Origin of the sequence: Pseudomonas sp. MTM4 (assembly GCF_019355055.1) — a bacterium.
Classification (GTDB): Bacteria; Pseudomonadota; Gammaproteobacteria; order Pseudomonadales; family Pseudomonadaceae; genus Stutzerimonas.
Genome location: NZ_CP048411.1, coordinates 1,060,787 through 1,078,328, shown reverse-complemented (window position 1 = coordinate 1,078,328; position 17,542 = coordinate 1,060,787). Strand labels below are relative to the sequence as shown.

General features: G+C 60.5%; 17 protein-coding genes. 8 read left to right on the top strand and 9 right to left on the bottom strand.

Annotation, left to right across the window (positions count from 1 at the left end; all coding sequences use genetic code 11):
* Window positions 1-407: 407 nt before the first annotated feature.
* Together yedA and GYM54_RS04785 are read left to right on the top strand one after the other, a co-directional pair.
* Complete coding sequence (gene yedA, locus GYM54_RS04790) at window positions 408-1,313, top strand: drug/metabolite exporter YedA (protein WP_197445186.1); 906 nt, start codon at window positions 408-410, stop codon at window positions 1,311-1,313.
* Between the two features lie 136 nt (window positions 1,314-1,449).
* Complete coding sequence (locus tag GYM54_RS04785; protein ID WP_197445185.1) at window positions 1,450-2,637, top strand: MFS transporter; 1,188 nt, start codon at window positions 1,450-1,452, stop codon at window positions 2,635-2,637.
* 10 nt (window positions 2,638-2,647) lie between these two features.
* Here GYM54_RS04785 and GYM54_RS04780 read toward each other — a convergent pair whose 3' ends face one another.
* From GYM54_RS04780 to GYM54_RS04760, 5 genes are all read right to left on the bottom strand, one after another.
* A complete protein-coding gene (locus tag GYM54_RS04780; RefSeq protein WP_197445184.1) occupies window positions 2,648-3,145 on the bottom strand; it encodes a MarR family winged helix-turn-helix transcriptional regulator in 498 nt (165 codons plus the stop codon).
* A gap of 59 nt (window positions 3,146-3,204) precedes the next feature.
* A complete protein-coding gene (aliB, locus tag GYM54_RS04775) occupies window positions 3,205-4,344 on the bottom strand; it encodes a cyclohexanecarboxyl-CoA dehydrogenase (RefSeq protein ID WP_197445183.1) in 1,140 nt (379 codons plus the stop codon).
* Window positions 4,345-4,434: 90 nt separating this feature from the next.
* Window positions 4,435-5,217, bottom strand: coding sequence for an enoyl-CoA hydratase-related protein (locus tag GYM54_RS04770; protein ID WP_197445182.1), 783 nt, complete (start codon window positions 5,215-5,217; stop codon window positions 4,435-4,437).
* Window positions 5,218-5,231: 14 nt separating this feature from the next.
* Complete coding sequence (locus GYM54_RS04765; RefSeq protein WP_197445181.1) at window positions 5,232-5,999, bottom strand: SDR family NAD(P)-dependent oxidoreductase; 768 nt, start codon at window positions 5,997-5,999, stop codon at window positions 5,232-5,234.
* Entirely contained in the window at window positions 5,996-7,687 is a 1,692-nt protein-coding gene (locus GYM54_RS04760) for an AMP-binding protein (protein WP_197445180.1), read from the bottom strand. Before GYM54_RS04760 ends, GYM54_RS04765 begins: the two co-directional genes overlap by 4 nt.
* A gap of 190 nt (window positions 7,688-7,877) precedes the next feature.
* On the opposite strand from GYM54_RS04760, the gene GYM54_RS04755 reads away from it, so the two are divergent.
* Window positions 7,878-8,654 carry an enoyl-CoA hydratase gene (locus tag GYM54_RS04755; protein WP_131651656.1) on the top strand — a complete coding sequence of 259 codons (777 nt, stop codon included), beginning with the start codon at window positions 7,878-7,880 and terminating at the stop codon, window positions 8,652-8,654.
* A 50-nt stretch (window positions 8,655-8,704) separates the two neighbouring features.
* Here GYM54_RS04755 and GYM54_RS04750 read toward each other — a convergent pair whose 3' ends face one another.
* Window positions 8,705-8,875 (bottom strand): hypothetical protein, encoded by a 171-nt coding sequence (locus GYM54_RS04750; protein WP_165914266.1) that lies wholly within the window; start codon window positions 8,873-8,875, stop codon window positions 8,705-8,707.
* Between the two features lie 439 nt (window positions 8,876-9,314).
* Here GYM54_RS04750 and GYM54_RS04745 point away from each other — a divergent pair, with 439 nt between their 5' ends.
* Window positions 9,315-9,626, top strand: coding sequence for a general stress protein (locus GYM54_RS04745; RefSeq protein ID WP_019339525.1), 312 nt, complete (start codon window positions 9,315-9,317; stop codon window positions 9,624-9,626).
* Between the two features lie 274 nt (window positions 9,627-9,900).
* Here the strand turns inward: GYM54_RS04745 and GYM54_RS04740 are convergent, their stop codons facing one another.
* Window positions 9,901-11,592 carry a PHB depolymerase family esterase gene (locus GYM54_RS04740; protein WP_231752178.1) on the bottom strand — a complete coding sequence of 564 codons (1,692 nt, stop codon included), beginning with the start codon at window positions 11,590-11,592 and terminating at the stop codon, window positions 9,901-9,903.
* Window positions 11,593-11,964: 372 nt separating this feature from the next.
* On the opposite strand from GYM54_RS04740, the gene GYM54_RS04735 reads away from it, so the two are divergent.
* Window positions 11,965-12,564, top strand: a complete 600-nt coding sequence (locus tag GYM54_RS04735; RefSeq protein WP_197445178.1) for an exopolysaccharide biosynthesis protein — start codon at window positions 11,965-11,967, stop codon at window positions 12,562-12,564.
* A 39-nt stretch (window positions 12,565-12,603) separates the two neighbouring features.
* On the opposite strand, the gene GYM54_RS04730 is transcribed toward GYM54_RS04735, so the two are convergent.
* On the bottom strand, window positions 12,604-13,674 hold the full coding sequence (locus GYM54_RS04730) for a DUF1615 domain-containing protein (RefSeq protein ID WP_181104341.1): 1,071 nt from the start codon (window positions 13,672-13,674) through the stop codon (window positions 12,604-12,606).
* A 355-nt stretch (window positions 13,675-14,029) separates the two neighbouring features.
* On the opposite strand from GYM54_RS04730, the gene GYM54_RS04725 reads away from it, so the two are divergent.
* Both GYM54_RS04725 and GYM54_RS04720 read left to right on the top strand, forming a co-directional pair.
* On the top strand, window positions 14,030-14,992 hold the full coding sequence (locus tag GYM54_RS04725) for a hypothetical protein (RefSeq protein ID WP_181104339.1): 963 nt from the start codon (window positions 14,030-14,032) through the stop codon (window positions 14,990-14,992).
* A gap of 49 nt (window positions 14,993-15,041) precedes the next feature.
* Window positions 15,042-15,905, top strand: a complete 864-nt coding sequence (locus GYM54_RS04720) for an AraC family transcriptional regulator (protein ID WP_181104337.1) — start codon at window positions 15,042-15,044, stop codon at window positions 15,903-15,905.
* Here the strand turns inward: GYM54_RS04720 and GYM54_RS04715 are convergent.
* Window positions 15,887-16,474: a LysE family translocator gene (locus tag GYM54_RS04715; RefSeq protein ID WP_181104335.1), complete on the bottom strand. Its 588-nt coding sequence runs from the start codon at window positions 16,472-16,474 to the stop codon at window positions 15,887-15,889. The genes GYM54_RS04720 and GYM54_RS04715 overlap by 19 nt on opposite strands.
* A gap of 315 nt (window positions 16,475-16,789) precedes the next feature.
* Between GYM54_RS04715 and GYM54_RS04710 the strand changes: the two genes are divergently transcribed.
* On the top strand, window positions 16,790-17,458 hold the full coding sequence (locus tag GYM54_RS04710; protein ID WP_181104333.1) for an HAD family phosphatase: 669 nt from the start codon (window positions 16,790-16,792) through the stop codon (window positions 17,456-17,458).
* Window positions 17,459-17,542: the final 84 nt, after the last annotated feature.

Below are 17,542 nucleotides of genomic sequence, written 5' to 3'. Positions count from 1 at the left end.
CAACTGCTCGCCCAAGCCTTTCTTGCGTTTCTGCAATGAGCGGCACGGTTGCTTCCAACGCCAGACCACAACGACGGTGCGTCACGTCTTGCTTCATCCCCGTTTCACATTGTTGAAAAGCCCGTAACTTCATGCGGAGACCAGGCTCAATTTAGATATGCGCCTCAACAACGAGCCGGTCTGCTTGCGAGTTTGGTGTCCGTCTGTAAGACCATTTTTGTATGAGCGAGACCGGGTCGGAATCGCTCACCAAGCCGAGCCTCAGTACCGATGATCCCTCCGGCTCGGCCAGGTGGCCGGGACGAACCCGGGAAACTGCACCGCTAAACAAAATGCTCTCTGTGCTTATTGTCCTCGCTGCGGCTATCTAGAATGGCTGCTCAAATGTCCGCGCCATGGTCGTTCTCATGTCTTCGCGCCGCTCATCGTTGTTGCTCGTGGGTGCTTTCCTCGCGCTCTATCTGATCTGGGGCTCGACCTATTTTGTGATCAAGGTGGGCGTGCAATCGTGGCCGCCGATGCTGCTTGCCGGGCTGCGTTTCGTCATTGCCGGTGGTTTGATGTTCGCTTGGCTGCGCTGGCGCGGTGTGCCTGTGCCGACGGCCAAAGAGTGGCGCTCATGCGCCATTGTCGGTTTCCTGCTGCTCAGCTGCGGTAACGGTGGCGTGACCATTGCCGAGCATCTGGGCGTAGCCTCGGCAGTGGCTGCGCTTGCGATCGCGACGGTGCCGCTGTTCGCATTGCTGTTCGGGCTGATCTGGGGCCAACGCACCGCTGGGCTGGAGTGGGGCGGCATTCTGCTCGGGCTGATCGGAATCGGCCTGCTCAATCTCGGTCATAACCTGCAAGCCAGTCCATTGGGCGCAATGCTGGTGCTGATCGCGGCGGCGAGCTGGGCGTTCGGCTCGATGTGGAGCCGGCATCTCAGCCTGCCGGGCGGCGCGATGGCGAGCGCTGCGCAGATGCTTGTCGGCGGAGTGGTATTGCTTCTCGGCAGCGCCGCGAGCGGTGAACGCATGCACCAGGCACCTGATTTCGCCGGCTGGCTTGCGCTTGGCTATTTGACGTTGTTTGGCTCCATCGTCGCGTTCAGCGCTTATCTCTACCTGCTCAAACACGTACGACCTGCCGCGGCCACCAGCTACGCCTATGTCAATCCGGTGGTTGCGGTACTGCTGGGCATCACCTTTGCCGGCGAGCGGATCGGTGCAGAGGAGTGGTTGGCGATGACGGTCATCGTAAGCGCCGTAGTGCTGATTGGATTGCCGCAATGGCGCCGACCGAGGGTTGCGGCGAGTGTGAAGTCTGCCTGACGCGCTGGTGTCACCAGCGCGCAACGGTTGTATGATGAGTTCGCTTTTCTGTGATTGAGCCTTCCGTGCCACTGTCTGGATAGCACTCCCGGCCTTGTCACCTAACTCGCGTTTCATCACCTCGACAGGCGAATCGATGCCCACTGCAAAATCTTCCGCCAACGACACGTTTTTCATCCTGTCGCTAGTTGTCTTCAACTTCATTTCCTTCATTTCGATCGGCATCCCACTCGCATCGCTGCCGGCCTATATCCACGAAAATCTAGGTTTCAGCACTGCCGTCGCGGGCATCGTCATCGGTGCTCAGTACCTCACTACCTTGCTCTGCCGTCCCTTGGCTGGGCGCCTTGCGGATGAGCGGGGCGCGAAGAAAACCGTGCTGACCGGCATGGTGTCCGGGCTTGTCAGTGGTGTGCTGCTACTGATTTCAGCATTGCTCGAATCCTGGCCGATGGTGGGTATCGGCGTGATGGTCATGAGCCGGCTCGTCCTGGGCTTCACGCAAAGCTTGATCGGTATTTCCGCTATCAGCTGGGGCATCACCCGTCTCGGACCGCAAAGCACGGCACGTATGATTTCCTGGAACGGTATCGCGGCTTATGGCGGCGTCGGTATCGGCGCGCCGCTGGGTGTGTTTCTTGCTCAATCGCTGGGGCTGTGGAGTCTGGGGGCGGTGACCATGCTGTTGGCTGCGCTCGGCTTGGCGCTGGCTTGGCGACGGGACGATGCGCCGCTCAATCCGGGGGAGCGGCTGCCGTTCGGTAAGGTGTTGTGGAAGGTCGCGCCGCCTGGCATCGGTCTGGCGTTGGCCACCATCGGCTACGGGACGTTAACGGCTTTCATTGCGCTGTATTACAACGCGCGAGGTTGGGATGGGGCCGCCTGGTGCCTGACGGCCTTCGCCTTCGCCTTCATCGGGACACGGCTACTATTTCCCAATCTGATCAACCGAGTGGGCGGCTACTCCGTCGCGGTGATCTGTTTAGCCGTGGAGATTCTTGGCCTGGTTATGCTTTGGCTCGCCGAGGCTCCGGGCGTTGCACTGGCCGGGTCGGCGCTGACCGGATGCGGCCTGTCCTTGCTCTATCCGGCGTTGGGCGTAGGGGTGGTGTCGCGTGTTGGGGTCGCCAACCGCAGTTCGGGACTCAGCGTGTTCGCCATGTTCTTCGATCTGGCACTAGGGTTGTCCGGCGCGATCATGGGGGCGTTGGCCGTTTACATCGGTATGCAGAGCATCTTTCTCGGTGCAGCGGCCATGGCATTTGCCAGCCTGGCGATCGTATGGCTGCTGCTGAAGCAGGAGCGCAGGCCACGGGCCGATTAGCGCCGGCTTCTCACGGCTCGCTGGCGGGTGCCGTCGATATATCGCCGTTTTCAATCTGTCCCAGGGCGATGGCTCCGAGATCGGCTTGCAGCTTACCCAGGTAGTGCAGAAAGTTGACGCTGTCATCGAAGCTGAAGCCCTTCAGCCCTTGCTCATAGAACTCCTGGATGCGTACCTGCAGTGTGTCCCAATAGGCTTGGCCTTGAGCGGTCAGTCTGACCAGCCGTGCGCGCCCATCGTCCGGATGCGGCACGCGCTGCACATGATGATCGCGCTCCATGCGCTTGAGTACACCGTCCAGGCTCTGGCGGCTGACCACCAGATACTCGGTGAGCTGATTGAACGAAATGCCATCCTCGTAGCCTGGCCGCGATAAAGCTCCAAGCACGGCCCATTGCACGGTGCTAATGCCCATCTCTTTCTGCACCTGTCGCTGCAATACGTTGCCGGTTTGAAACAACCGGAAGAAAAGCCGGTTGGGAATGCTCTTGGTTTCAATCGCGGTCATTTCGTTTCCTTGCGACCCATGGAGGAAGGCGGCGATGCGCAGCCGGCATGAGGGCGGGGTTATCGGGGCAGGTATTCGCGGGCGATGATATTTTTCATGATCTGCGCCGTGCCGTCACCAATCTGTAGCCCCAACACGTCACGCATACGCTGAGCGAAGGGCAGATCCTCGCCCCATCCGGTGTGGCCGTGGGCGAGCATGCACTGTTTGACCACATCGAACGCCAGTTTCGGTGCCCACCATTTGTTCATCGCGGCTTCGGCATTGTGCCGCTGACCGGAATCTTTCAACCACAATGCGTAGAAGCATTGCAGACGAGCCGCCTGCACGTAGGTCTGGTACTCGGCGAGCGGGTGAGTCAATCCCTGAAACGCCGCCAATTGCTGGCCGAACGCCTGTCTTTCGGTGAGCCACTGCCAGGTTTCGTCCAGCGATTGCTGAGCCACCGCGAGGCATTGCAGGCCAATCAGTGCGCGGCTGTAGTCGAAACCCTGCATGACCTGCTTGAAACCTTTGCCGTCGTCACCCAGCCGATGGCTGGCGGGCACCTCGACATTGTCGAAGAAGATCGAGCCACGTCCGATGGCGCGCTGTCCGGCATCTTCAAAGCGGGTGGTGCTGATACCGGGCAGGTTCATGGGTACGAGGAAAGCGCTGATGCCGTTAGCGCGCGACTCCTGAGTGCCGGTGCGGGCGAACACGACCGCGACGTCCGCTTGGTCGGCCATGGAAATGGAGGTTTTCTCGCCGTTCAGAATGTAGGTGTCGCCCCTGTTTTCGGCTTTCATGCGTAAGCTTGCCGCGTCGGAACCCCCGCTGGGTTCGGTCAGCGCAATGCAGACGATCCGACGCCCGGCAGTGATCTCGTTCAGCCATTCGCCAGCCAGTTCCGGGCTGGCGTGCTGGCTGATGATCTGGCCGTTGAGCGAGGCCAGCAACGGGATGTAGCCGACATTGAAGTCGCCACGGGAAATTTCTTCGATGATGATTCCGGCGGTCACGCAGTCCAGGCCGCTGCCGCCATACTGCTCCGGCAGCTCGCCGCCGAGCAGGCCCATGTCGCCCATTTGCTGGATGACTTCACGCTCGATGACGCCCGTCTGGTCGCGTTGGCGATAGCCGGGAGCGAGCACTTCGGCACTGAAGCGAGCGACGCTATCGCGGATGGCGTTTTGTTGTTCGTTGAAGGCGAAATTCATAAGGTTCTCCAGCACTGCTGCGCCGCTGTTCGATAGATTCGGCCGGGCGCCCCGGTTCCCGGAGCGTCCCGCGAGGCCGAATACGCCGCGTTATTTGTAGAACTTGCGGAAGTCCGGCTTGCGTTTTTCCTTGAACGCGGCGGTGCCTTCCTTGGCCTCGTCGGTGTCGTAATACAGACTCAGCGCCTGCATGCCGAGCCCGCCGATGCCGGCGATGTTTTCGCTGTCGGCATTGAACGAGCGCTTGGCGATGGAGAGGGCGGTGGGGCTCTTCTCGAGAATCTCGTTGCACCATTTCTGTACTTCCGCATCAAGCTCCTCGTGCGGCACCACGGCATTCACCAGCCCCCATTCCAGCGCCTGCTGAGCGCTGTACTTGCGGCACAGATACCAGATTTCCCGGGCGCGCTTTTCACCGATGACACGCGCCAGGTAGGCGGTGCCGAAGCCGGGATCGACCGAGCCGACTTTGGGCCCGACCTGACCGAAGACGGCCTGATCCGAGGCGATGCTGAGATCGCAGACCACGTGCAACACATGCCCGCCACCAATGGCGAAGCCGTTGACACGCGCGATGACCGGCTTGGGCACCTCGCGAATCAGCCGCTGCAATTCCTCGACCGGCAGGCCGATCAGCCCGCGGCCGTCGTACTGGCCCGCATGAGCGCTCTGGTCGCCACCGGTGCAGAACGCTTTGTCGCCAGCGCCCGTGAAGACGATAACGCCAACGGACTTGTTCCAACCTGCGCGGTTGAAGGCGTCGATCAACTCCATGCAGGTCTGGCCGCGAAAGGCGTTGTAACGGTCCGGGCGGTTGATGGTGATGGTCGCGACGCCGTCGTTTTCGGTGTAGAGAATGTCTTCGTAATTCATGATGAGTCTCCTGTTTAGCCGGCCATGGTCAGGCCGCCGGACACGCTGATGACCTGTCCGGTGATGAAATCGGCGTCGTCGCTGGCGAGTAGACAGACGATGCCTGGATAGTCTTCCGGCTGGCCGAGGCGACGCTTGGGTACGGCGTTCTTGAAGGCTTCGAGCAGTTTTTCCGGGTTGTTGGAAGTCGCCGCCACGCTTTTTAGCAGCGCCGTGTCGGTGGGGCCGGGGCAGACCACGTTGAAATTGATGTTCTTGCTCGCCAGCTCACGAGCTAGAGTCTTCGACAGACCAATCAATCCGGCCTTGCAGGCGGCGTAGACCGCCTCGCCGGACGAGCCGACACGCGCGGCATCGGAGGCGATGTTGATGACCTTGCCGCCGCCGGCTTCGAGCATCTTCGGTAGCACCACGTGGTGCATGTTGAGCGCGCCGGTCAGGTTGATGTCGATCAGTTGCTGCCATGTGCCGGGTTCGGTCTTGAGGAACGGCATGAAACGGTCGAAACCGGCGTTGTTGACCAATATGGTCGGCACGCCCAGTTCGCTTTCCACACGGTTCACCGTCTCGACGATCGCGGCGTAGTCGGTGATGTCGGCGGCGTAGGCCTTGGCCTGGCCAGCCGCTTCGACAATCAGTTCAGCGGTCGTCTGAGCGGCCGCTGCGTCGCGGTCGAGCACCGCGACACGGCTGCCCTCAGCGGCGAAACGCAGGCACAGGGCACGGCCAATTCCGCCGCCGCCGCCGGTGATGATCACGGTTTTTTCACGTAGGCCTTTCATGTGCGTACTCCAGTTGAAAACGTGTCAGGCAGGCCCGCCGAGAGGCAGATGCCCTTGGCCTGTTCGCGCAGTTTGAATTTCTGGATTTTTCCTGAAGGCGTGCGCGGCAATGCCGGGAGCACTTCAAGGTATTCAGGCAGGTAGTTGCGGGTGAGTTTTTGCTCGAGAAGAAAACTGACCACGTCCTGCAGGCTCAGTGATTGATGGCCTTCATGCAGCGTGACGTAGGCGCAAAGGCGTTCGCCCAGACGGGCATCGGGACAACCGACCAGCGCCACGGCGGAGATGGCCGGGTGCTTGTAGAGCAGGTTTTCGATCTCTACCACTGGCACGTTCTCGCCGCCTCGGATTACGACGTCCTTGGTACGGCCGGTGATGCGGATGTAGCCCTGTGTGTCCATGCGCGCCAGATCCCCGGTGGGAAACCAGCCGTGCTCATCCACGTCGTACAGATCAGGGCGTTTCAGATAGCCGATGAACAGACTGGCGCCCCGCACCAGGAGGTTGCCTTCCGTGCCGTGCGGCACCGGGTCGTTGTGTTCATCGACGACGCGCACCTCCATATAAGGCAGCGCCACGCCATCGGTGCCGATGGCACGTTCCGGGTCGTCTTCCGGGGGCGTCATGGTCACCGCGCCGTTCTCGGTCATCCCCCAGGCGGAAACGATCCGGGCATTAATGGCGGCACCGGCTCGCTCGACCAGCGCGCTCGGTATCGGCGCGCCGGCGGAGACGAAGATGCGTAGTGAAGCCAATTCTTCCCGATGCTTAGGCGCGACCTCGATCAGATCGGCCAGAAACGGCGTGGAGGCCATGGTGAAGGTTGGCCGCTCTGCCTTGGCGACCTGAACCGCGAATGCTGGGTCCCATACGTCTTGCAGTACGCAAGTGCCGCTCAGGTAGACGGGCATCATCAGGCCGTAGAGAAAGCCGGTCTGATGGGCCATCGGCGAGGCCATGAAGACGATGTCGTCCCGGCCCAGATGCAGCCGCTCGGCATAGGGGCGAATATTGCTCCACAGCGTATTGCTGCTGTGCAGAACGCCCTTCGGCTCGCCCGTGGTGCCGGAGGTATAGAGCAGCTGCACGACATCGTCGCCGTGCGGTCGCCGCTCGGCGAACAGCGCCTGGGTATCGAGTTCTTCTTCCCAGGCGCGATCCAACAGTACCTGTTGAAAACAGCGGTTTTCGTCCTGGCTGTCGATCACCAGCACATGTTCGAGCGCAGGCAGCTCGCCGCGCAGGCTATCCACCATCGCCGCATAGTCGAAACCGCGAAAGGAATGCGGGATGACCAGCACGCGGCTCTGGGCATAGCTGAGCATGAAGCGCAGCTCACGTTCGCGGAAGATCGGCATCAGCGGATTGAGCACCGCGCCGATGCGCACGCAGGCGAGGTGCAGCGCGGTCATCTGCCACCAGTTCGGAAGTTGGCAGGACACCACTTCTCCCTTGCTCACGCCAAGCGAGGCCAGGCCGGCAGCCATGCGATTAACGATTTGGTTCAGCTCCGCATAGCTGAGCGCGCGGCGCTCATTTTGATTCACGCGATAGGCGATGATGGCGGGGGAATCGGCTGCGCTGGCTACGGCTTGGTCTAGATAATCCGTAATGATCATGTCATTCCAGGCGCCGGATCCGAGCATCGATGCGCGGCGTTCGGCTGACACCGTTGCGGTGATATTCATGGATAAACCACCTCTTGTTTTGGGTAGCGTTGTTCTTGTCGTGGGCGAAGGGAACTGCTGATCGCTGAGATGGAAGATAAGATCGCATAGATAACTATGTCAATATGTTGTCTTTATTTTGGGCGTAGCTAGACTCGTTGCATACCGCTCAGCCACGCCCTGTGCAAAGCGGGACAACGGGAGAATGCTCTTGGAATACAACAACATCTTGACCGAGCGGCACGGTGCCGTTGGGCTCATTCGATTGAATCGCCCACAGGTACACAACGCCTTGAACGATCGGCTGATGACCGAACTGGGCACCGCGTTGCGCCGGTTTGAAAGCAATAGCGAGGTCCGAGCAATGGTCATCACGGGCAACGAAAAGGCTTTTGCCGCAGGTGCAGACATCGGCGAGCTGCAGCACAAGACATTCGTCGAGGCTTACCTGGAAGATGTCGTCACAGCCAACTGGGAGGAAGTCACGCGCTGTCGCAAGCCGGTCATCGCAGCGGTCGCCGGGCTGGCGCTCGGAGGCGGCTGCGAGTTGGCCATGATGTGCGACCTGATCATTGCGGCGGAAACGGCGCGTTTCGGCCAGCCCGAAATCAAGCTGGGCACTTTGCCTGGGGCTGGCGGGACCCAGCGACTGACCCGTGCGGTAGGGAAGGCCAAGGCGATGGACCTGTGCCTGACGGGCCGTACCATGGGTGCCGAAGAAGCCGAGCGTTGTGGGCTAGTCAGCCGAGTGGTGCCGACAGCCGCCCTGCTGGAAGAGGCCATGCAGATTGCGACCCTGATTGCCGGCTACTCGGAAGTAGCGGTGAAATTGAATAAGGAGGCCGTCAATCTGGCGTTTGAAACCACCTTGAACCAAGGGGTGAAATTCGAGCGCCGGCTGCTGCACGCAAGCTTCGCCACGGCGGACCAGAAAGAAGGGATGCAAGCGTTCACGCAGAAGCGAGAACCTCGGTGGGCTCACCGTTGATCGGTGCCGCCCGCTGCCCGAGCAATTGCAAGGCAGCGGATGCGGCAGGGCTATCTTCCCGTCGCGCACATGCCGAGATCCAGAGAGGCGCGTCTGGCCAGCGCTGCGGCGCTCGGGCGACAGCTGCTCTTGCCTCGTTGCAGTTGCTTCCAGAACTCAAGCGGCTGATTGACGCTCAGGTCAGACTGCTTCACCAGATTTTCCAGGGTTTTGCTGTTCATGCGGCCTCCAATAGCTCAATCCGAGTGGTTGGTGGTCCTTGAAAAAAGTCGCGTCCTTGCGCCAGCCGTCGCGGCTTTCCATTGATGCTGAGAATGCTTGCGGCGGGTTACAGCTTGTTGACAGCGTCATCGACCTCTTGGCCAAGGGACGAACGGTCCGTACGGAAGACGCCTATGCCACGCGGGGAAAAAGGAGGGTATACACGCAAAGGCTGATCAGTTCTGGTATTGCCGTTTCGTTGCTATTGAAATGCAACTAACAAAGTGTCATCGCATAGACATGTCTCGCCGTTTGGTTTCGTTTGGCTTATTTAAACCGTTCATCGTTTGTCGTGATTGTTTTCGAACTCTTAAGTGCGTGACGCCCTCCGAGATAGGGAGGCGACTGCACTGCGGACGTCAGTTTATTTAGCATTTATTCACACTGGAGATAGATCTCATGTCGAATGATAAGAGCGGAAATCCGGGTAACTTTGCAAACGATCGCGAGAAGGCTTCCGAAGCCGGTCAAAAAGGCGGTCATAACAGCGGCGGCAATTTCGCCAACGACCCACAGCGCGCTTCTGAAGCTGGCCAGAAAGGCGGCCAGAATAGCGGTGGTAACTTCGCAAACGACCGCGAGAAGGCGTCCGAGGCCGGCCAGAAAGGTGGCCAGAATAGCGGCGGCAATTTCGCGAACGATCGCGAGAAAGCCTCCGAAGCAGGCAAGAAGGGCGGCCAGAACAGCCACGGCGGTGGCCGTAACTCCTAGTATCAGCTAATAGTCGGTAAAGCGGAGCTCGTTAAGCGAGCTCCGCTTTTTTATGTGATTAAAAAGTTGGCATGGATTCCTGGGGCGAAACGTAATCCGAACTAACTGGCACTGATTGCGTTATTGTTTTTAAGTATATGCTTATGTCTATTAATTAATAGATCTAGTTGTATCGAAAGTATGTTGGGCAGTGCATGAAGGTTTCGCTCTTCTTGCAGATGGCTGGCCACGTACTATCCAAAGCAACGCGGCCAGCCAGTTTCAGCGACGTCTGTTACGGGCACTGGCCCGCTTCGTATAGACCTGGGCTGGATTCGCGAACCCAGGCATTGCTACCCGATATCTGACCCAGCGCGTCGTCACCACCCTGTGTGTAATAACCCATTTGGTAGTAGGCCCGGCCGGCTGACAAATGCTGAAGATTGGTGCTGTACCAGTCTTGGCAAGTGTGACCGTCGTTCCCGCCTTCGCCGGCACGACAGGCCTCCGGTTCTGCGGCATACCACGTGCCCGGCTCGCCCTGGTACAGCTTGACTGACGTCCAGGTATCGAAGGAACCACCGATGTCCTGACGGTCGGTCAGAGACAGCGCACGCAGGCTGGAAATACCTCCGGCGACGGCACGGCCGGCGCTGATATGAGCGTTGGGCGACGCGCTGGCAACCTCGCAGGTCGCGGTCGGTGCGTTGGGGTCGAACACCGAAACAGTGCGAGTCCGGGTGGCTGTATTGTTATCCGAATCGGTTACTTCATAGGTGCAGTTGTAGTCGCCAACGGTGTTGGTATCTACGCTGGAACAGTCGGCCGTAACCGTCAGGTCGCCGTCTTCGCGGTCGGAGGCCGTCGCACCCGGATCGGTGAAGGACCGGCCCAGTGCGACTTTCAGCGGGTTGTCACCCAGCACGGTAATCTTCGGCGTACCGTTCTCGCCGCCGCCATCACGGGCGTGGCGACTGAAGAAGTCCCAGATGATGTCTGGATAACTCGGGCCGGCGCGTACCGCCCAAGGGCCTTCGCTGCCGTTGGTTCCGCCGACCCAGTAATGTCCGTGGTTGGTGTCGGTGGTGTTGGCCGTGTTCTGCGGGCCGTTGAAGAACACCGTCTCGACGATGGACCGCCCGTCGCCTGTCCCGTAGCGGGTGTGCTGGCAGTTGTAGTTGTTCTGATGGTGGGGGCTGCAGGCTGCCTGGCTCTGCTGGGCCTTGGCCGGTGTGTCGTGACTGGTGCCGCCGAATACTTTCAGATGGGCGTCGCGAAGGTTGCGGCCGGCTGGCTGGATGACGGTGCAGTCGTTATTGCTCTGCAGCACCATCAGCGGAATCGCGTAGGTGTCGTTCAGCTCCGCCCGCATGTCGTTGGCGACCTGGTCGACATTATGAAACGTCGCATAGCCGGGGCACTGGCCGGACAACGAAACCGATGCGGCATCTTCACCATACGGCAGACCGGCGGCGCTCGCCGCAGCGGCCCAGTACTCGTTATGCGTCGTCGCCGCCACAACCGCCATCGCGCCGCCAGACGACAGGCCGGTGATGAATCGCCGGTTGGTGTCGATGCTGTGCTGCGCCTCGACCGCCTGGGCAATTCTCACCAAATCCTGCGGTTCGCCTGCACCTTCATGCTGGTGCTGGTCGAACCAGAAACCCCAGCAGTTCTGGTTGCGCAGGCCGTCGTAGCTGGTGATGAAGGGCGTCACCAGGATAAAACCATTTTGGTCCGCAGCCGCCTTCAAACCCCACTCGTCGAGCGCGTTGGCCTGGGTCTGGCGGCAACCGTGGAGCGCCATCACCATGGGGGCCGGTGTTGATAACCCGCTAGGGACATATACCTGGTACTGGCGCTCCCGCGAACCGGGATGACTGCCGGCCGGGAGCGAAGCGGAGGTGACGGTGCCCGCCTGTGCGGGCATTACGGCGGTATTCAGGGCGATCGCTGCGGTGATCGCAAGCAAACCTCGGATCTTCATAGCTTTTCCTTCCATCTTGTTTTTGTAAGGAATCGCGCGGACGGAACATCCCGCAGCGAAGCGGGCCATGCGCATGTTGTGCCATGAGCAGAAAGCATAGGAAAAACAAGGTGTTGCCATGCCCGTACCACGGGAGTGGCGAGCACGCTCCAATAATCTGGACATCGATGGGAGCCGCCCCATGCGCGGATGGTCGACCTAGAGCCCATCAGGCCATTTCATGGCCCGTCCGGATTTCCAGACACCGTCCGCTACGCTGGACAATTCGGCGCAAAGGCAACGACTGGAAATATCCTGACAGCCAATGCCTTTTGAAAACGACAGGGTTTATGAAACCTTACGGCGACATCCACGTAACGCAGAGAACCTTCTATGACTGAGGCCAAGCAGAGCGGGCAGGCGGGTCTGGAGCAGGTGATCGACGGGATCATCGAGCTTGGCAAGAGGCAGGACAAAGTCACCATCAGCGAGATTCAGGACAGCCTCGGGCGCCGTAGCTTTGGGCCTTTTCTGTTCGTTCCGGCAATCATCGAAATCAGCCCGGTCGGCGGGATACCCGGCCTGCCGACGGTGCTGGCTCTGATCGTTGCGTTGTTCTCGATCCAGATGCTGATGGGGCGCGACCATTTCTGGATGCCGGATTTCCTCGCCAAACGCACGGTCAGCGGCGCGAAGCTCGACAAGGGCCTGAACAAAGTGCGCCGGGTCGTGCGATGGTTGGACAAGATCAGCCGCGCACGCCTCGGTTGGGCCGTCCGCAAGGGGTTTCTGCGCCTGATCGCGGTGCTTTGCGTGTTGCTCGCTACTTCGGTTCCGCCGCTGGAGTTGATGCCGTTTGCCAGCACGGCGCCATTCGCGGCGATCGCGCTGTTCGGCCTCGGTATCACCACGCGGGATGGATTACTGGTGATCCTGGGACTGATCGTCACAGTCGGCGCGTTCGTACTGGTCGGCATGGGGCTGCTGGGCTGAGCATGGCCACGACAATCCAATGTGCCGCGCTCGCATGTCTCAATTGCGGGCGCGCCTCATGCAGGCCAGGTGCCGGTCGTTGACCCGGTTGGCGAACCAGGCGGTGGTCAGGTTGCGGGTGATTTTCGGACTCTCGAGACGGATGCCCGGAAGCACCGCTCGTGGCAGCGGTTTGCCTGCGCGCTTCTCCGCTAGCTCATACACGCGTTCGTAGAGCCGAGTTTTCTCGAAGCCGTGGGTGTCGCCACGTTCCAGCGCGTTGCGTATCGCGGTTTCGCTCATGTCGAGTTTGCCCGCCAGTGATCGTACCGCCGTCTCGGTCTGCCCAGCCTTGCTGCTGCCGTGAATGATCAGGTCACCATCGAGGGCCAGCTTGCTGCCGCTGGCCCGCGCCACCGCATTCTGGAACGCGGCGTTGCGGCTGGCGTACCAGCCGGCATTGAAGTCGGCGAAGCGATAGAGCGGCTGCGTGTAGCTGGTGGGATAGTCCAGCAGGTGAGCGATACCGAAGTACATGCCGCCCCGGCGAGTGAATACTTCGTCGCGGATCGAGCCCTTGTGCTCGAAGGGGTACTCCCAGCGGCGCGCTTCGGCGAAGGCGATGCTGACCTGCATAGGTCCGCCGGTCTTGACCGGGTTGAGCGTGCCGAACAACTGCTCGCCAAGCGGCACGATGCCAATGAAGTCATCGAAAATCGCGCTCAGTTGTTCTTCCGTGCGCACCGCATCCAAGCGCTCGTTGTAGGTCTTTCCGTTGGGCGAGCGTACATCCAGCGCAGCATTCACCACGAAGCGCGGAACATGCAGGCGTGCGGCGCGGCGATAAATCTCTTCACGCGAAATCTTGGCCAGGCCAGGCACTGGAGGCGTGGCCTGAAAAGTGGACTCCTGCACGGTAACCGCGAGCACTGCACAGAGATTTTCATCGCTCGGAAGAATTTCCAGCGCATCGAACGAGGCGTAGATGTCAGTGGCCCAGCCTTGGCGACCCGGAATGTCGCTGGGGATCAGACGGACGATTTTCGCCCGCACCTCATCGGGACGCGGTGCCGGTATTTCCGGCTGCCGGCTACCGCAGCCGGCCAGGCTCAAAAGTACGACGCTGCCCATAACGGCGAGCGCCCTATGCAAGGCTGCGGTATCGACCCGCCGCGCAAATGCAGTTAAGGATTCGATGGCCGCTGAAGCCTGCCGGTGAGGAAAGTGAAAAGCCATGCCGTTTCGTTCGTCTCGTGCTGTGGGGCTTGGACAATAAAACAGACGAAGCTGCTGACAAAAGCTGCGCCGCAAGGAAGTTTCCTACCAGCCGCTGAGCGTTATCCTGAACCCGGCGGCGCGACCCGCTACGAATGCTGGCTTTGATTTCAGTCAGATTTCTGCCGGAACTTGCCCTCTGCGCGTTGTCCCAACCAGACAGATCCGTCCGCACGCCGTGCCCGCACCCGTGCCAATAGAGCGTCTATTCATGAGCGAAAAGAACTTTGATATTCGGCGGCTTGAGCGCTACGGCAGCGATACCTGCGAGTACCTGCTGGCGATCATCACCGATGAGGACCATGCCTCTCTGGTGGAGCTGGACGACGGTGGAACCGGCTGGCAGTCCACGCTGCGTCACGATCGAATCTACCGCGAGGTAGATCCTCACACCGGCCGACCTCGTTATCGGTTCGAGGACATACCGGAGGATCAGGGCGGTCAGTATCGGCTGATCAGCCAGATCGCCGAAGGCGGGCGGGGCGCCGAGTTTTCCGAGCTTGTGATGTTCGGCAAACGCCTTGTGACCTTCGATGATCGTACCGGCCTGGTCTGCGAGATCCGCGATCAACGCCAGCTGGTGCCGCGGCAGATTCTGATGACTGGCAGTGGTGATGAGGCATTCAAAGGTTTCAAGAGTGAATGGGCGACGCTTTGGAATGATCGACTCGTCGTCGGCAGCCATGGCAAACGGCCGGCTGAAGAGTGGGTAAAAATGCTCGACCGCAACTATGGCGTGCGCAGCGTCGACTGGGCTGAGCGCTACCAGCGCATCCGCGATGCGCTCGGAGTAGGGCCGGACGGCTACGTCATTCACGAGGCGGTCGAATGGCATCCTTATCGCCGCGAATGGCTGTTCTTCCCTCGCAAGATTTCCACCTCGCCGTTCGATCAGGCGATCGACGAATGTGAACGCGGCGCCAATACCTTGATTATTGCCAACGAAGACTTCAGCGAAATTCGTACCGTGCAGGTAGGCGACTGCAATCCCGAACGCGGTATTTCTTCGTTCAAGATCCTGCCGGGGCATCCCGACGAATGCATCGGGCTCAAAAGCGTGGAGATCGGCGACCGCACCGAAAGCTACCTGTTCTGCTTTAACCTCGACGGTGAAGTGCTGCAGGACGACATATTCATCGGTGATTACAAATGCGAAGGGTTAGAAATTCTCTGAACTCCGGCTACGCTGATGCTTTCTCGAAGTAGCCGCAACAGACCGGATCATGAGCCTGCCGAACCGAACGCCCATAGCACCCATTTCCCAATTCTGGCGGGACGCGGCGCTGCCGTTTATCGAAGCACGCACCGTAGCTGACGGACGCCGCGTCTGCTACGCCCGACACAGCCATGAAACCTTTTCCATCGGTTTGATCGACAGCGGCTGTAGCACCTATATCAACCGCCATTATCAGTGCCGTATCGATGCAGGAACGCTGGTATTGATGAACCCGGGCGATGTGCATGCCTGCAATCCGATCGAGAACCAGCCCTGGGCGTATCGCATGCTGTACGTCGATGCCGGTTGGTTGGCTGGTCTGCAGGACGACCTGGAAATGGGCGGCACCGGCTTTCGCCGCTTCTCACCCATCCTGACGTGCGATCCGCTGCTCCAGGCGGGGTTTCGCCATTTCCATGGCGTCTTGACCGATGAGCTTGCCGAACCTTCGCACAAGCACGGCGCCGCGGTGGGGTTCTTCAGTCTGTTGCATCGGCGGTTGCGGCTGGACGTGGCCGTGCCGGTGAGCGACTCGAAGTTGCGGCGAGCTGCCGAACTCATTGCCGACAACTATCAACGCCCGCTCAGGCTCGACGAGATCAGCCATGCGGCCGGGGTGTCGCCGTCGAGCCTGATCCGCTCATTCAAGAAACACTTCGGGATGACCCCGCATGCGTATCTGACCAATCGCCGTGTGCAGTTCGCCCGTGCCGAACTGCGACGTGGCATACCCATCGCCGAGGTAGCGCTGGCGGCGGGTTTTGCCGATCAGGCGCATCTGCAGCGCGCTTTCAAGCAGTTGCTGGCGGCCACTCCTGGCCACTATCGCGGCGTACGTTGCGCTGATAGCGATCAGAACAACAGCAGATAAGCTGCGCAGCCCGATAGTAGTGCGGCCATGATGCGGTTGAACAATCGCACCCGCACGGGGTTGTTCAGGTAGTGCTGCAAAAAGGTCCCGGCATAGGCCCAGCAGGCCAGCGAGGCGTAACAGATCACGAAATAGATCGCCGCGAAGCGCCACACCGAGGGCGCATCCCCGGCCGCCGCGAACAAACCCATGCCGGCCACCGAGGCCAACCAGGCTTTGGGGTTGAGCCATTGCATCGCCGCGCCATAAAGCATGCTGGGCCGCACCGCCGGTTTGTCAGCGTTCAGACTCCCGTCGTCGATAGCCAGCCGAAATGCCATGTACAACAGAAACGCGACGCCGGCCAGCCGGATCGACTGGGTCAACCAGGGCCAGCGCAACAGCAGCTCGCTCAGCCCGAGGCCGATCAACAGCAGTAATAGGGTGAAGCCGATGGTCGCGCCACTGACGTGGCGCATGGCCTGACGCAGACCGAACTGCGCGCCGGCACTGAGGGCGACGATATTGACCGGGCCGGGCGAGATGGAAGAGGCCAGCGCAAAGGCCGCCATGGACAGCAACAGACTCATCGGTAACTCCTAGTTCACGCAGGGGATGTCAGCGCTAAGGCTAGGAGCGAACGCAGCGCTGGTATTGAACGAAATGCGCACGATGCTCGGATGATGGTGACTGGCGCAGCGAACGGCGTGCTGCAAGAACATTTGTCCCGGCTACCGGGCGCCGGTCGTCATTGGCCTCCGCGCCGATGCGGAAGAGTTGTCGGCATGCGCAACAGCAATGGATGCGACGCGCAATTGCCATCGAAGCGGCGTAAAACTCGGCATGCTTGGCGCAGTCCAAGCTGGCGCGGCGCTATTGCCGCGCGTCAATCACCAGGAGATCCGATGGCCACTATCGACCTGCTGATCAGCGATTGCGATGGCGTGATCGTCGACAGCGAGATCATCAGCCACCGCGTGCTGTTCGAGTCGCTGAGCCTCTATGTTCCGGCGGACCTGCTGGGCGATGCATTGGAAGGGACGTTCGGCCTGACGGTGCCGAGCATCATCGACCTCATCGAAAAGCGCTTCGATTTGAAGTTGCCGAAGACTTTCGATGAAGATCTGCGGCGTCACAGCGAGAAAGCGGTAGCCGAGCAAGTCCAGGCCATCCCAGGCGTACGTGACGCACTGCTTGCCATCGATCTGCCGCTTGCGGTGGCGTCCAACAGCCGTCTGCACAATGTCGAGTCGTCGCTGCGCCGCGCCGGGCTGACCGAGCGGGTTGCTGGGAATATCTTCTGCGCCGAAATGGTGGCTTCGCCGAAGCCCGCGCCGGATGTCTATCTGCTGGCTGCCGAGCGCATGGGCGTCGCGCCGGGGCACTGTCTGGTGGTTGAGGACAGCCCGACCGGTGTCCTGGCGGCACGCACCGCGGGCATGCAGGTGATCGGCTTTACCGGCGCGAGCCATATTCCCGCCGGGCACGATCAGGCGCTGCGGGAGCTGGGCGTGGCGACCGTGATCAACGACATGCGTGAACTGCCGGCTGCGGTCGCGGCGCTGGCGGGCTGAAACGAGACGGTCTACGAAGAAACCCCTTTTTTTCGCAACGGTGCGGTGACGCTCTTGTCTGTACTGAAACGGACCTGAGCGCGA

Excerpts from the sequence above, each read along its gene's own strand:
- yedA (WP_197445186.1), top strand. The coding sequence starts at position 408 with ATGTCTTCGCGCCGCTCATCGTTGTTGCTCGTGGGTGCTTTCCTCGCG.
- GYM54_RS04785 (WP_197445185.1), top strand. The coding sequence starts at position 1,450 with ATGCCCACTGCAAAATCTTCCGCCAACGACACGTTTTTCATCCTGTCG.
- GYM54_RS04780 (WP_197445184.1), bottom strand. The coding sequence starts at position 3,145 with ATGACCGCGATTGAAACCAAGAGCATTCCCAACCGGCTTTTCTTCCGG.
- aliB (WP_197445183.1), bottom strand. The coding sequence starts at position 4,344 with ATGAATTTCGCCTTCAACGAACAACAAAACGCCATCCGCGATAGCGTC.
- GYM54_RS04770 (WP_197445182.1), bottom strand. The coding sequence starts at position 5,217 with ATGAATTACGAAGACATTCTCTACACCGAAAACGACGGCGTCGCGACC.
- GYM54_RS04765 (WP_197445181.1), bottom strand. The coding sequence starts at position 5,999 with ATGAAAGGCCTACGTGAAAAAACCGTGATCATCACCGGCGGCGGCGGC.
- GYM54_RS04760 (WP_197445180.1), bottom strand. The coding sequence starts at position 7,687 with ATGAATATCACCGCAACGGTGTCAGCCGAACGCCGCGCATCGATGCTC.
- GYM54_RS04750 (WP_165914266.1), bottom strand. The coding sequence starts at position 8,875 with ATGAACAGCAAAACCCTGGAAAATCTGGTGAAGCAGTCTGACCTGAGC.
- GYM54_RS04745 (WP_019339525.1), top strand. The coding sequence starts at position 9,315 with ATGTCGAATGATAAGAGCGGAAATCCGGGTAACTTTGCAAACGATCGC.
- GYM54_RS04740 (WP_231752178.1), bottom strand. The coding sequence starts at position 11,592 with ATGAAGATCCGAGGTTTGCTTGCGATCACCGCAGCGATCGCCCTGAAT.
- GYM54_RS04735 (WP_197445178.1), top strand. The coding sequence starts at position 11,965 with ATGACTGAGGCCAAGCAGAGCGGGCAGGCGGGTCTGGAGCAGGTGATC.
- GYM54_RS04730 (WP_181104341.1), bottom strand. The coding sequence starts at position 13,674 with ATGGGCAGCGTCGTACTTTTGAGCCTGGCCGGCTGCGGTAGCCGGCAG.
- GYM54_RS04725 (WP_181104339.1), top strand. The coding sequence starts at position 14,030 with ATGAGCGAAAAGAACTTTGATATTCGGCGGCTTGAGCGCTACGGCAGC.
- GYM54_RS04720 (WP_181104337.1), top strand. The coding sequence starts at position 15,042 with ATGAGCCTGCCGAACCGAACGCCCATAGCACCCATTTCCCAATTCTGG.
- GYM54_RS04715 (WP_181104335.1), bottom strand. The coding sequence starts at position 16,474 with ATGAGTCTGTTGCTGTCCATGGCGGCCTTTGCGCTGGCCTCTTCCATC.
- GYM54_RS04710 (WP_181104333.1), top strand. The coding sequence starts at position 16,790 with ATGGCCACTATCGACCTGCTGATCAGCGATTGCGATGGCGTGATCGTC.